16 protein-coding genes are annotated in these 12,719 nt (G+C 68.8%); 8 read left to right on the top strand and 8 right to left on the bottom strand.

Annotated elements, in window-relative coordinates; translation table 11 throughout:
- Nucleotides 1-197: 197 nt before the first annotated feature.
- Nucleotides 198-650 (bottom strand): NAD(P)H-binding protein, encoded by a 453-nt coding sequence (locus OG928_RS11330; protein WP_406282519.1) that lies wholly within the window; start codon nt 648-650, stop codon nt 198-200.
- A gap of 439 nt (nt 651-1,089) precedes the next feature.
- On the opposite strand from OG928_RS11330, the gene OG928_RS11325 reads away from it, so the two are divergent.
- The 3 genes from OG928_RS11325 (at nt 1,090) to OG928_RS11315 (ending at nt 4,646) form a co-directional block, all read left to right on the top strand.
- Nucleotides 1,090-1,422, top strand: a complete 333-nt coding sequence (locus OG928_RS11325; protein ID WP_406282516.1) for a hypothetical protein — start codon at nt 1,090-1,092, stop codon at nt 1,420-1,422.
- Between the two features lie 144 nt (nt 1,423-1,566).
- Nucleotides 1,567-3,798 carry a glycogen debranching protein GlgX gene (gene glgX / locus OG928_RS11320; RefSeq protein ID WP_406282513.1) on the top strand — a complete coding sequence of 744 codons (2,232 nt, stop codon included), beginning with the start codon at nt 1,567-1,569 and terminating at the stop codon, nt 3,796-3,798.
- Nucleotides 3,799-3,866: 68 nt separating this feature from the next.
- A complete protein-coding gene (locus OG928_RS11315) occupies nt 3,867-4,646 on the top strand; it encodes a tyrosine-protein phosphatase (RefSeq protein ID WP_406282510.1) in 780 nt (259 codons plus the stop codon).
- 1 nt (nt 4,647) lies between these two features.
- Here the strand turns inward: OG928_RS11315 and OG928_RS11310 are convergent, their stop codons facing one another.
- From OG928_RS11310 to OG928_RS11295, 4 genes are all read right to left on the bottom strand, one after another.
- On the bottom strand, nt 4,648-5,649 hold the full coding sequence (locus tag OG928_RS11310; RefSeq protein WP_406282507.1) for a hypothetical protein: 1,002 nt from the start codon (nt 5,647-5,649) through the stop codon (nt 4,648-4,650).
- A 76-nt stretch (nt 5,650-5,725) separates the two neighbouring features.
- Nucleotides 5,726-6,100 (bottom strand): type II toxin-antitoxin system death-on-curing family toxin, encoded by a 375-nt coding sequence (locus OG928_RS11305; RefSeq protein WP_406282504.1) that lies wholly within the window; start codon nt 6,098-6,100, stop codon nt 5,726-5,728.
- Between the two features lie 184 nt (nt 6,101-6,284).
- Nucleotides 6,285-6,896 carry a hypothetical protein gene (locus OG928_RS11300; protein ID WP_406282502.1) on the bottom strand — a complete coding sequence of 204 codons (612 nt, stop codon included), beginning with the start codon at nt 6,894-6,896 and terminating at the stop codon, nt 6,285-6,287.
- A 320-nt stretch (nt 6,897-7,216) separates the two neighbouring features.
- The gene (locus OG928_RS11295; protein WP_406282499.1) at nt 7,217-7,507 is read right to left on the bottom strand and encodes a helix-turn-helix domain-containing protein; all 291 of its coding nucleotides are present in this window, start codon (nt 7,505-7,507) and stop codon (nt 7,217-7,219) included.
- Nucleotides 7,508-7,972: 465 nt separating this feature from the next.
- Between OG928_RS11295 and OG928_RS11290 the strand changes: the two genes are divergently transcribed.
- On the top strand, nt 7,973-8,437 hold the full coding sequence (locus OG928_RS11290; RefSeq protein ID WP_406282496.1) for a hypothetical protein: 465 nt from the start codon (nt 7,973-7,975) through the stop codon (nt 8,435-8,437).
- Here the strand turns inward: OG928_RS11290 and OG928_RS11285 are convergent.
- Nucleotides 8,413-8,745 carry a hypothetical protein gene (locus OG928_RS11285; protein ID WP_406282493.1) on the bottom strand — a complete coding sequence of 111 codons (333 nt, stop codon included), beginning with the start codon at nt 8,743-8,745 and terminating at the stop codon, nt 8,413-8,415. The two genes, OG928_RS11290 and OG928_RS11285, sit on opposite strands and share 25 nt — an antisense overlap.
- Before the next feature lie 538 nt (nt 8,746-9,283).
- On the opposite strand from OG928_RS11285, the gene OG928_RS11280 reads away from it, so the two are divergent.
- The 4 genes from OG928_RS11280 to OG928_RS11265 all read left to right on the top strand — a co-directional run bounded on the left by OG928_RS11280 (nt 9,284) and on the right by OG928_RS11265 (nt 10,907).
- On the top strand, nt 9,284-10,156 hold the full coding sequence (locus OG928_RS11280; protein WP_406282490.1) for a helix-turn-helix domain-containing protein: 873 nt from the start codon (nt 9,284-9,286) through the stop codon (nt 10,154-10,156).
- Nucleotides 10,153-10,356 carry a DUF397 domain-containing protein gene (locus OG928_RS11275; protein WP_406282487.1) on the top strand — a complete coding sequence of 68 codons (204 nt, stop codon included), beginning with the start codon at nt 10,153-10,155 and terminating at the stop codon, nt 10,354-10,356. Before OG928_RS11280 ends, OG928_RS11275 begins: the two co-directional genes overlap by 4 nt.
- Before the next feature lie 93 nt (nt 10,357-10,449).
- Complete coding sequence (locus OG928_RS11270) at nt 10,450-10,677, top strand: DUF397 domain-containing protein (RefSeq protein WP_406282485.1); 228 nt, start codon at nt 10,450-10,452, stop codon at nt 10,675-10,677.
- Complete coding sequence (locus OG928_RS11265; RefSeq protein ID WP_406282482.1) at nt 10,674-10,907, top strand: DUF397 domain-containing protein; 234 nt, start codon at nt 10,674-10,676, stop codon at nt 10,905-10,907. Before OG928_RS11270 ends, OG928_RS11265 begins: the two co-directional genes overlap by 4 nt.
- Before the next feature lie 88 nt (nt 10,908-10,995).
- On the opposite strand, the gene glyA is transcribed toward OG928_RS11265, so the two are convergent.
- Both glyA and gcvH read right to left on the bottom strand, forming a co-directional pair.
- Nucleotides 10,996-12,300, bottom strand: coding sequence for a serine hydroxymethyltransferase (gene glyA, locus OG928_RS11260; protein WP_406282479.1), 1,305 nt, complete (start codon nt 12,298-12,300; stop codon nt 10,996-10,998).
- The gene (gene gcvH / locus OG928_RS11255; protein WP_406282476.1) at nt 12,297-12,671 is read right to left on the bottom strand and encodes a glycine cleavage system protein GcvH; all 375 of its coding nucleotides are present in this window, start codon (nt 12,669-12,671) and stop codon (nt 12,297-12,299) included. The genes glyA and gcvH overlap by 4 nt, the downstream gene beginning before the upstream one ends.
- Nucleotides 12,672-12,719: the final 48 nt, after the last annotated feature.

The following is a 12,719-nucleotide window of genomic DNA, read 5'->3' as shown; positions in this document are numbered from 1 at the left end:
CTGACATGTTCAGGCAGTCCCTTCATGCAGAGCCGAACCATGGCCGAGCGAAGGCCACGGGCCACATCCCATTCGACGAGCCGACCATGCGCCGCGGTTCCGCTCGGCGGGTCACGCATGGGCAAATGCGGTGATGAGGACCATCTTTCCGGACAACCGGCGGCGACCTCGAATCGCCGGCGCCGACCCGAAGGCGCTCATTCGGCCCGACGATCGGCCTCGACGAGTTCGCGAACCAGGGCCCGATCCGGGTATCCGGGCTGATCCGCGGCCTCCACCGGGAGCTGACGGACGATCAATTCGTACCCCTGTACGAGTATGCGACTCGGAGCCTGTGGCAAGACCGTGACGATCCGGTGCACATCCGTACCCTCCGCGGCCTCCAGCAACCACTCCCAGGTATCACCGGGCGAATCGAGTCCCTCGGGGCCCCGGTCGAGATGGAGCACCGTGTGCGCGCCTTCGAGGACGGCGCCCAGGCGCTGCGGATCGGACAGGTCGCTCACCGCGACCCGGATGCCGGCGGCGCGCAACGCCCCGACGGCGGCGCGGGTGCGGACGGTGGCCCGTACCTCCCCGCCCATGGCGGCGAGTTCGAGCGCGACGGCACGACCGAGGGGCTGATCGGCCCCCGTGACGACAACGGGCATGCCGGCAACCTAACTTAAACCCGGCTTTGGTGAAGCTCGGGTGAAGACGGAAGCACGCGCCCCCGCACGGGGCCCGCGGAACGACTTGAGGCGCCGTTCCGCGCTCGGCCAGTAGGGAAGTAACTCTCGGTTAGTCGACAAAGTCACGAAACCCGGCAGAACGGGTTAAATCATAGGCCGAATCGGCGGAATGTTCGCCTCGGCCGCAACCGTGTGTGGCGACACTCGTTGAGAGCGGGGGCTTCCATGTCACTCTCCCGAGCGAAGCCGGGCCGATCGGCTGGATTGTGGTCACCATTTGCGACAACTTGGTCACACGAAGTCGCCGACCAGGCCGGATCGTTCGGCCCGCGCAGCGGCAGTGGCGTACCTGATGACGCGCCGTACCTGATGACGCCCCGGGCCTGCCCGGGATTCGCGACACACACGGAGGATCCACATGAAGCGCAAGCTCGGCACCCTCGCCGTGGCCCCCATCGCCGCCGGTCTGCTCTTCCTCGGCGCGGGCGCAGCGTTCGCCGACGGCGGCAACGGCACTGTCGGCGACAACGGCTCGACCGCGTCCACCACGACCTCCTCCACCACCAACAGTGGCAGTGGCAACGTGCTCGGTGGCGTGGACGGCAACTACAACGCCACGCAGCAGAGCGCGACGGGCTCGGGTGCCTCGAACCAGAACAACACCGCGGGCGTCAACGGCAACTCGGGCGTTGTCGTGGTCGACCAGGGCAACGGCAACACCGCGCTGCACGGGTGGCACCCCTGGTTCTGAGCTGACGCGATCGGCCGCACCGACCCGGCCGATCGCCCTTCCGCTGCGGCGGCATCCCTCGGGGGATGCCGCCGCAGCGGCGTTCACGTGTAGGCGCGGGCCCCGGGCGGGAACATCCTGGGGACCGGGACGGGGAGGCGGGCCGTGCAGCTCGAGTGGGAACCGACGAACACCGCGGTCGACGCGCGTGGCGCGCTCGGCGCGTACGGCACCGGCAACGGTCACGTGGCGCCGCCGTGGCCCGGCCGCAGACTGCCGCTCGGCGCGCGCTTCGACGGCACGGGCACCAACTTCGCGCTGTGGGCGGGCGAGGCGGAGTCGGTGGACCTGTGCCTGTTCGAGGAGGCGCCCGACGGCACGCTGCGCGAGACCCGGCTGCCGCTGCGCGAGCAGACCTTCCGGGTGTGGCACGGCTACGTGCCGGGCGTGGGCCCGGGACAGCGGTACGGCTACCGCGTGCACGGGCGCTGGGAGCCCGCGCGCGGCGCCCGATGGAATCCGGCCAAGCTGCTGCTCGACCCGTACGCGCGGGCCGTGGACGGCGGGTTCGTCCTGGACGACGCGGTCTTCGGACACGAGCGCGGGCGCGAGGACACCGTCCGGGACGACCGCGACTCGGCCGCGTTCGTCCCCAAGTCGGTCGTGGTGGCCGACGACGCCGACTGGTCGCACGACCGGCGGCCGAAGATCCCGTGGGCCGAGAGCGTCATCTACGAGCTGCACGTCAAGGGTTTCACCGCGCGCCACCCGCGGGTGCCCGAGCAGCTTCGCGGCACCTACGCCGGCCTGGCGCACCCGGCGGCGATCGACCACCTGGTCCGGCTCGGAGTGACCGCGGTCGAACTGCTGCCGGTGCATCAGTTCGTGTCCGAGGAGCACCTGTTGCGCGGCCGGCGGACCAACCACTGGGGCTACAACACGGTCGGCTTCTTCGCGCCGCACGCGGGGTACAGCTCGGCGGGCGGGCGCGGCGGCCAGGTGTACGAGTTCCGGAACATGGTGCACGCGCTGCACGAGGCCGGCGTCGAGGTGATCCTGGACGTCGTCTACAACCACACCGGCGAGGGCGGCCCGGGCGGCCCGACGCTGTGTTTCCGGGGCATCGACAACGGGGGCTACTACCGCCTGGCCGGCGGCGGCCGGCACTACACCGACTTCACCGGCTGCGGGAACACGCTCAACGTGGTCCAGCCGCACGTGCTCCAGCTGATCACCGACTCGCTGCGCTACTGGGTGACCGAGATGGGCGTGGACGGGTTCCGGTTCGACCTGGCCGCGGCCCTCGCGCGGTCGCGGCACGACGTGGACCGGCTGTCCTCGTTCCTGACCGTCATCGCCCAGGACCCCGTGCTCTCCCGGGTCAAGCTGATCGCCGAGCCGTGGGACCTGGGCGCCGGCGGCTATCAGGTCGGCGCGTTCCCGCCGCTGTGGACCGAGTGGAACGACCAGTACCGGGACGCGGTCCGGGACTTCTGGCGCGGGGCCCGGCCGGACGTGCGCGATCTCGCGTACCGGCTCTCCGGCTCGTCGGACCTGTACCAGCGCGACGGCCGCAACCCGTACGCCTCGATCAACTTCGTCACCGCGCACGACGGCTTCACGATGCGCGACCTGGTCACCTACGAACGCAAGCGCAACGAGGCCAACGGCGAGGACAACCGGGACGGGACCGACAACAACCGCTCGTGGAACCACGGCTACGAGGGCGAGACGGCGGATGTGAACGTGGTGTCGCTGCGCAAGCGGCAGATCCGCAACCTGATCACCACGCTGCTGCTGTCGACCGGCGTCCCGATGATCACCTCCGGCGACGAGATGGGCCGCACCCAGCTCGGCAACAACAACGCCTACTGTCAGGACAACGAGCTGTCGTGGGTGGACTGGTCGGCGCTGGAGTCGCCCGAGTGGCGTCCGCTGCTGGATCTGACCGCGCGGCTGATCCGGCTGCGCCGAGCGCATCCGGTGCTGTGCCGACGAGCGTTCTACTCGGGCCGGCCGGTCGGGCCGGACGGGGTGCGCGATCTCGCGTGGTTCACCCCCGCCGGGCGCGAGATGACCCGCAAGGACTGGTTCGCGCCGACCGCGACGCTGGGGATGTACCTGTCCGGCCTGGACATCGACCGCCGCGGCCCGCGCGGCGAGCGGATCGTGGACGACAGCTTCCTGTTCATCCTGCACGCGTCCTCGCAGCCGATGCGGTTCACGCTGCCGGACGAGCCGTGGGCACACTCGTACGAGGTCGTGCTCGACACCGCCCTGGAGGGTGATCCGATGGCGCGCTACAGCGAGCCGGTCGCGGGCGGGAGCGGGCTGCGGCTCGCGGGGCGATCGGCCATGCTGCTGCGGGTCGAGCACGCGGTGTGGGCCCCCACATGACCCGCCGTACGCTCACGTAGGGTGGTTGTACTCGCCCGCCGTCACCTCGTAGCGAAGGACCGCGCACCATGACGTCCCCGACGCCGATCCTGGTCACCGCCCCGAATTTCCGTGACGCGGGCGGGCACGCCACCGCGGCCGGTCGCAAGGTACGCACGGGCCTCGTGTTCCGCTCCGACGGCCTCGGCGAGGTGGACGCCGCGGACGCCGAGACGCTGGTCCGCCTCGGTATCGGCCTGGTGATCGACCTGCGCTCGGACACCGAGCGCGACCGCGAGCCGGACCGGGTGCCGGTCGGCGCCGAGCTGTTGATCGCGGACGTCATGGGGCGACAGAACGACGAGCTGTTCGGCGAGGTGTTCGCCGACCCCGACCGTGCCGGCGAGCTGCTCGGCGGCACCGCCGGGCGCGACCTGATGTGCGAGGTGTACCGGCGCTTCGTGGCCACCGAGGGCGCGCGGACGGCGTACCGCGACGTGTTCGCGCGGTTGGCCGCCGTCGACGCGCCGGCGGTGTTCCACTGCTCGCAGGGCAAGGACCGCACGGGCTGGACCTCGGCCGTGCTGCTGACGCTGCTCGGCGTGCCGCGCACGGCGATCCTCGAGGACTACCTCGCGAGCACCGTGCACCTGGCGGACAAGAACGCCGAGATCCTGCGGCACATCGCCGAGCGCGGCTTCGACCCGGCGCACCTCAAGCCGGTGTTCGACGTGCACGAGGACTACCTGAACACGGCGTTCTCGACGGCCGAGGAGATGTACGGCTCGGTCGAGGGCTACGTCCGGGAGGGCCTCGGGCTGACGGACGCCGAGGTCGAGCGGCTGCGGTCGCGGCTGCTGACGGCCTGACTCAGCGGCGCGGCGGCCCCCACGGCGGGGGCGGGGGCTGGTTCTGCCAGGCGGGGTGCTGGTTGGGCGGGGCCTGGGGGTTGGGCGGGTAGGGGCCCTGTTGGTAGGGACCCTGCTGGTACGGGCCCGGCTGGTAGGGGGCCTGCTGCCAGGGGTTGGGGGCCTGGTTCGGGAACGGCGTCGGCGTCGGCGCCGGTACCGGGTCGGGCGTGCGGGTCGGGTGCGGCCCGCCGCGGAACGTCACGCCGTGGCGGCTGCGGACCCGGCGGATCTCCCACAGCGACATCACGGTGATCGTGATCGGCCCGCCCAGCGTCCCGATCAGCCGCACGCTCGTCGGCAGCGCGGCCTTCCCGTCGTCGCCGAGGTCGATCAGCGCGCCACACCACGACAGCCACGGCGCGATCACCGCCGGCAGCAGCGGGTGCCCGTCCACCGCGCGGAACAGGTGCTGTGGGATGGCGCGGACCGCGAGGAACCAGAACCGCAGCACCCAAAGCGAGACGACCACGCCCAGGAGCGTGACGATGAACGAGACCGGAGTCATCGTGTCGCCCATGCCCTTGGAGCCGTAGGCCATCGCGCTCAGGCCGCCGAGCGTGGCGGTCGAGACGAGCACGAAGAGCCCGAGCGAGCGCAGTGGCACCATCAGGCTGCGTCGCGTCTCGGCGCGCAGATCGTCCCGGGTCAGCGCGATCATGATGCCGACCGCGATCGGCACCGCGATGATCGCGACGAAGACCGACACGGTGAAGCTCACCATCCAGCCCTCGGCCGCGTCGTCGGTGCGGCCGTAGGTGACGGCGATCCACACGAGCACCGCGAGCCCGAGCCAGGACCGGATCGCGCGCACACGCTCCAGCGGCACGTCCCGCCCGATGAGTCGATAGTCCGGCACGAAGTACCGCTCGGCGACGCGCTTGGGCAGCGGGATCCACCCGAACGCGAACATGGGCTTGCGCTCTTCCGCGAGCGATCCGGGCGGGTAGGGCGATTGCGTCACAACTACGCCTTTCCGAGACGACGCGCCCCCGTACAGGCGCCGACTTGCCCCGATGGTAGGGGTTGTCGGTGCGAAGTCAGACCCTCAGCGCGGCACGCAACGCGTCGGCGATCGCCGCGACGTCGGACAGGGTGCCGTCGGCCACCGCCATGATCAGGTCGAACGCCGCGTCCTCGTCGAGGAGTTCGACGTCGACGCCGTTGTACTCGAGGAAGACCACCGCCGCGACCAGACCGGTGCGCTTGTTGCCGTCCAGGAACGGGTGGTTGGCCACGATCGAGTGCAACAGCGCGGCGGCCTTGGTCCACTGATCCGGGTAGGCGTCCGCGCCGAAGACGGACGTGCCGGGGCGGGCCACGCCGGATTCGATCAGGGCGATGTCGCGGATCCCCGGGTTGCCCGTGGTCTCCTCGGCGACGGCGATCGCGTCGGCGGTGGTGAGCAGGTACACCTCATGCCTCCTTGAGCCGGCGGAGCAGGTCGGGGTGCCGCTCGGCGAACCGGCGGGCGAGTTCGCGGATCCGGGCGTCGGCGTCTTGGCGGGGCTCATCGGACATGGGCGCACCCTACGATCCGTGCGGTCGCTGCGCCCAGTGCTTTGTGGGCCGCGTGGGCTTCCGGTCGTCCCTTCGGGCCTACCTGTTCGACCAGTCCTTCTGCGGGAGCTCGGCGCGGCCCTGGGGGGCTTCGGCGTTGGCGCGGAAGAGGATCGCGGTGGGCGAGACGCCGGTCGGGAGGTCGAACCACAGGTCCTCGACGAGGGTGTCGGAGGCGCCCAGGGTGAAGTCGCGCAACTGGCGCTTGATCTCCATCGATTCGAGGTCCATCCCGAGTTGCGTGCCGTCCGGCAGCACGATGCGCTGTTCCAGGTTGGCGATCTGCACGGTGGTCAGCGCGTTGTTGGCGATCGACACCTTGACCCGACACAGCCGCCCCTTGGCGAAGTGCTCGGCGTGCGTACCGGTGATCCACTCGAGGCCGCAGGTGAGGCCCTGCGCGGTGAACGTGGTCCGGTCACTGAGCACGGGCGGGGCCTTGATCGGTATCTCCCATTCGCGCATGGTCATCCTGAGCGGCTTGTCCTTCTCCGGCCAGTACAACGCCGCCGCGCCCGCGGCCGTCGCCGCACCGATGGCCAGCCCGAGCACGAACCCGATCGCGATCCACTGCCGAATCCGTCGCCGCATCCAGAGGACTTCGACCACCTCGGCCCGTAACTCCTCGATCCTCCTGCCCGCCGGAACCATCCGCCACCCTCCTCTCCATGCCGGAGCCCGCATCGTATGGGCCCACCCGACGACCTGACGAGGCCTTTTGACCACTCCGCGCCCGGACAGAGCCCCGGATGGGCGGAGCCCCCGCCACGAGCGGCCGGGCGGGCGGGCGGCACGCGTTCAGTCAGCCCCGGCCGAATCTCGCGTCGACCGCGCGGTGGACGTCCGTCACGGACACAGCGGCCGCTCCGCGCCTGTGGCCGCCAATGGCGGTGGCGGAGGCCTTGAACATCTTCGGGTAGCGCATGCGGATCACCCGTACTCGTCCGCCCGGTCTGCCACCAGGGGTGCACTTACGTGTCGTCCCGGGTCATGTGACGAGCGTTCCCTGTCACAGCGGAGGATCGACGAGGAGCGGACACCGAGACCCGGCCCCCAGTGAAGGAGTCCCCGTGACCACCGTCGGCCGCGTACCTGTTGGGCCCGCCGTTGCGGGCGACCTCGCGGGTGATCTTGGAGGCCAGGCGACCCAGTTCCGCCGCGATGCGGCCGTAGCTGAGTCCTCTGGCCAATCCGTCGGCGATGCGCGTTCCTCGCCCGTCAGCCTGGCTCCCAGCATCAATGCTCGCTTCCTGTGCTGTCACCCCGAATGGCGAGGTGGATCGAACGGGAGCCGATATGCATTCACCGTCAAATCATTGCAATGCACGCCGTTGTGTTAACAGTCGCCGGGCTGCGCCGCGTCCTCGGATCGCGGCTGGGGTCCGCCCCCTGGTGCTGCCGTGCGACGCGAGGGCGGCCCGGTGGACAAAAGGGATATAGGCTGTACGAAAAACGAGCTGCGGCAATTCGCGATGCGGATATTAGCGGCGCAGTTCGGCCGTGCATTTCGCGATCAAAGTCCGGTGGCACAGTACGGGAAATTCGGAGTACACCGATTCCAAATCTGCCTCACAAGCAGCGCCGAATTCACTCTCTCATGCCTCTTGCGAAACCTCGAAAATGAGTGCGAAGCTCGTCGAGCATCCGCATTTCCCGGCGGATGCGACTGAAATTGGTCGACGCTCCAGGAGTGCAAATTGATTAGGACGAAAACGGCACTGGGCGCCTTGGTGCTCAGCACGGCCGCGTTGGTCGTGGGGCTCGGTACGCCCGCGCAGGCTGCGATCACCCAGAATTGCCGTTCCAACGAAAAGAGCTTCTCGATCCCCGGCAGCCGGGATGTCAGCGTCACGGTGGACCTGTGCGTCCAAAGGGACGGCAGCCGGTACCGTGCCAAGGCATACGTGAGCTGGGGATCCTGGGCGGGCATGCCCAGCAACGCGTTCGACAACTTCAACGTCACGCTGCGCCTCGAACGCAATGACGCCACCCAGAAGAGCCAAGGCGTGAACCTTACCTCCATGATCAACCACCCGAGTGACTACAACCACAACGTCTCATGGCCGACGGCCTGGGTCACGAGCAGCGCGCGAGGGGGCTGGAGCGCCGACGGCGTCGTCGACTACGACATCAACAACGACGGGCGCGGCGGGAAGAAGTGGGATCTCTACGGAAGCCCGCTCATTACCTGATCGCCGCCACCGGTCGAACCTGGCCGGTTCCGGATAGCCGGGCCTGAGTCGCCCGATATCGGGCGGCTCAGGGGCACCAGATGGGCCCCGCGACACGACGTGTCGCGGGGCCTTTCGATTGCCGGCGAGACGAGGAATCGACGCTGGGCCCGCTGATGGGCGTCGCGCGCCTTGTTCTGGGCCGCGGTGAGTTCCGCGGCGGCACGGCGGATCGCCGACGCGATCGCGATCGCCTCGATCGCGCCCGCTTCGAATTCGTCCATGAACCGTTCGAGTTCATTCAAAGCCACGTCGAAGGCACCGTCCACGCGCCGTCACGGATGGGATTGATGATCTGGTCACGGGCCTTCTCGCCCAACGGGTCGACCTGTGAGGCGAGTTTGTGCCAGGCGTCGGCGGCCGGGCCGAGAGTGGTGAAGTTGGCGTCGCGCAGCCTTCGAAACGTGGGATGCCGGCGGCGGACGCGGCCATCGAGTGCAGGTCCGCGGTCTTGACCTCGACCTTGTCGAGGGGACCGCTGGTCTGCCGCGGAATCAGGCCCGGTCGAGCGTCCACGACACGGGGCTGTGGTGCGATCGGTGAGTCGGTCTTCCCCGTGTATAACCACGGGTTTATGGTGCGATCCAACTCTTCCGGCGTCACTGTGGCCCCCGCCCTCTCCCTTGGCGGAAAAGCGTATATGCAGGTCACCCGGACGCGTCCGCCGTATTCCGGGGAGCTTCGGGTTCTGCACAGTCAAGCAATCAGGCGGCAAGAAATCTGGCAAATAGCCAGATTTTTTGCCGATCCTCGATGTGGTGGCCCGACGCGCAACGCGCAGTGGAGACTGGCTCCGAAGGAGGCTCGATGCCCAACAAGTCGCCCGTGTCACGCCCGCGCCGCAGGATCGCGGCCCTGCTCACGGACCTGCGTGAGCAATCCGGGCTCACTCTGGAGGAGGCTGCCGCCGAACTCGGTTGGCACATCTCCAAGGTCAATCGCATCAGCCTCGGTCGACGAGCGCCGTCCGAGACGGACATCCGACAACTGGTCGAGTTCTACGGCCAGCCCGAGGCGATGCAGAAACAACTCAACGCCTGGCGCGAGGAAGATCGCCTGATCGGACGCAAGGCGCCCTGGTGGAAGCCCTACACCAAGGTGCTGTCGGCGGCGTATCTGGAGCTGATCCTCAACGAGCACGATGCAAGTCACGCTTGGGAGTTCCAGCTCAACACCATTCCGGGGCTATGCCAGACCGACGAGTACGCGCGAGCCATCATCTCCGTCGGGCTCAATGCCTACGGCCCGGACCAGATCGCCACTCTCGCCACCGTCCGAACCACTCGGCAGAAGCTTCTGAGTCTGAAGAGCGACCCGCTTGTCTTCACTGGCATCGTCACCGAAGGCGCGCTCCGCGCCCAGGTCGGCGGAACGGATGTGATGCGTCGTCAGCTGGCGCACCTCTTGGCACTTGCCGGCAAGGACAACGTCAGGATCCTTGTGATCCCCTTCACCGCCGGGGCGGCCGTCGCGCAGAACTCCGGCGTGACGATGTTTCGGTTCCCTGACAAGGATGAACCTGAGATCGCGTTCCTCGAAGTCATCGGCAACACCGTGGTCGAGGAGGCGCAGCTGGAGATTTCCCAATTCACCAGGCTGTTCCGGCATCTGGAGACCGAGGCGGCTTCACCGGCGGACTCGATCGCCCTGATTGAACGAGCAATGAAGGAGATGGCATGACTCGGGACCACGAGGCACGGACCGCCACGCCGACCGGCCCCTGGCGGACCGCTACGCACTCCGGCCAACAGGGTTCCTGTGTTGAGGTCGCCCCCCTTCCTGTAGCCGTGGGTGTACGCGACAGTAAGGATCGCAGTCGAGGGCACTTGGAGGTCGCGCCGAGAGCCTGGGTTGCCCTTCTTGGTGCGATAGACATCTGACCCCTGTTTGGGGACTCTCCCAACGCGGTTCGGAGTCTCGGCGACATCCGCGATCTGATCAACGCGGCCATCGAGAAGAAATCGGACCCTGACATGGATCTGCGTGAGATGTATGCGGTCGAACTGGCCGGTGTCGCCTGGACCAAGAGCAGTTACACGGCGAACAACAACGACTGCGTGGAGACCGCGCCCGTTCCCGGTATCGCGGCCACGGCCGTCCGAGACAGCAAGAACACGCAACTGCCCGCCACCCGGGTCTCCCGAGCCGCGTGGGCCGCGTTCGTGACGGCGGCCAAGGCCGGAACGCTTACTGAGGCATGACCCGGGAACGTAAAGCCGACCTCTATGCGCGCGATCTCTCCGGCGTGGTGTGGCGATGTGCCCCCGGCTCCGATCCGGGCGATCGGATCGAGGTCGCCGAGATTCCGGGCGGGGGCATGGCGCTTCGCAATCCTGCGGATCCGGCCGGGGCGATCCAGCGGTACGACAAACGCGAGTGGCGAGCCTTCATGTCCGGCGTCCGCGGTGGGGAGTTCGACCCGGAGGGGTGAGCCGCGTCGGACGCAAAAACGACCGCGGAGCCGGTGGGGGATTGCCCCACCGGCTTCGCGGTCGTCGTGGTGAACCCGATCGGGTGGATCAGAGGTTCGGGTACAGCGGGTGCTTGGCCGCCAGGGCGGACACGCGGGTGGTGAGGGCGGCCTTGCGGGTGTCGTCGTAGCCGGGGAGGAGGGCCTCGGCGATGATGTCCGCGACCTCCTCGAAGTCGGCCTTGTCGAAGCCGCGGGTGGCCAGCGCCGGGGTGCCGATCCGCAGGCCCGACGTGACCATCGCCGGACGCGGGTCGAACGGGACCGCGTTGCGGTTGACCGTGATGCCGATCTCGTGCAGGCGGTCCTCGCCCTGCTGGCCGTTGAGCTCCGAGTCGCGCATGTCCACCAGGACCAGGTGCACGTCGGTGCCGCCGGTGAGCACGGTGATGCCCGCGTCGGTGACGTCCTTGCGGGTGAGCCGCTCGGCGAGGATGGCCGAGCCCTCCAGGGTCCGCTGCTGGCGGTCCTTGAAGTCGTCGGACGCGGCGATCTTGAAGGCCACCGCCTTGCCCGCGATGACGTGCTCCAGGGGACCACCCTGCTGGCCCGGGAAGACCGCCGAGTTGATCTTCTTGGCGTACTCCGCCTTCGACAGGATGACGCCGCCGCGCGGGCCGCCCAGGGTCTTGTGCGTCGTGGTGGTGACCACGTCCGCGTACGGCACCGGGCTCGGGTGCAGGCCCGCGGCCACCAGGCCCGCGAAGTGCGCCATGTCCACCATGAGGTAGGCACCGACCTCGTCGGCGATCCGGCGGAACTCGGCGAAGTCGAGCTGCCGCGGGTAGGCCGACCAGCCCGCGATGATCATCTTCGGCCGGTGCTCCTTGGCGAGGCGCTCGACCTCCTCCATGTCGACCCGGTGGGTCTTCTCGTCGACGTGGTAGGCGACCACGTTGTAGAGCTTGCCGGAGAAGTTGATCCGCATGCCGTGGGTGAGGTGGCCACCATGGGCCAGGTCCAGGCCGAGGATCGTGTCGCCGGGCGTGAGCAGCGCGAACATCGCGGCCGCGTTCGCCGAGGCGCCCGAGTGCGGCTGCACGTTGGCCGCCTCGGCGCCGAAGAGCGCCTTGACCCGGTCGATCGCGAGCTGCTCGACGACGTCGACGTGCTCGCAGCCGCCGTAGTAGCGCCGGCCGGGGTAGCCCTCGGCGTACTTGTTGGTCAGGACGGAACCCTGCGCCTCCAACACCGCCACGGGGGCGAAGTTCTCGGAGGCGATCATCTCCAGGGTGTTCTGCTGGCGGTGCAGCTCGTCGGTGACGGCGGCGGCGACCTGCGGGTCCACCTCGCCCAGCGGACGGTCCAGGATCGTCACGGTTGTCAGCTCCTCGATCGGGTCGATCTCGATCATTCGCCGCAGAACGCGGCGTATTCGTCGGCGGACAGCAGGCCCTCGGCCTTGCCGTCGATGCGCACCTTGAACAGCCAGCCCGTACCGAAGGGGTCGGAGTTCACGAGCGAGGGGTCCTCGGCGACGGCGTCGTTGATCTCGACCACCTCGCCGGAAACCGGCGCGTACATGTCGCTGACCGACTTCGTGGACTCCAATTCGCCGCACGGCTCGCCGGCGACGACCGCTTGGCCGACCTCGGGGAGCTGGACGAACACCACGTCGCCGAGCGCGTCGGCCGCGTGCTGCGTGATGCCGACGGGGGCGGGGGAGGCCGCCTCGTCGATCCACTCGTGTTCCTTGCTGTAGCGCAGGTGCTGGGGTGCGTGCACGGGTCCATTCTCCATTCGAATGAGGTGTGTCTGTTCCGCAGGTGGGTT

It is taken from the genome of Embleya sp. NBC_00896 (genome assembly GCF_045207785.1).
In the GTDB taxonomy this organism is placed as follows: Bacteria; Actinomycetota; Actinomycetes; order Streptomycetales; family Streptomycetaceae; genus Embleya.
Note: the sequence above shows the minus strand (reverse complement) of the source record. Positions and strands in the feature narration are given on the sequence as shown.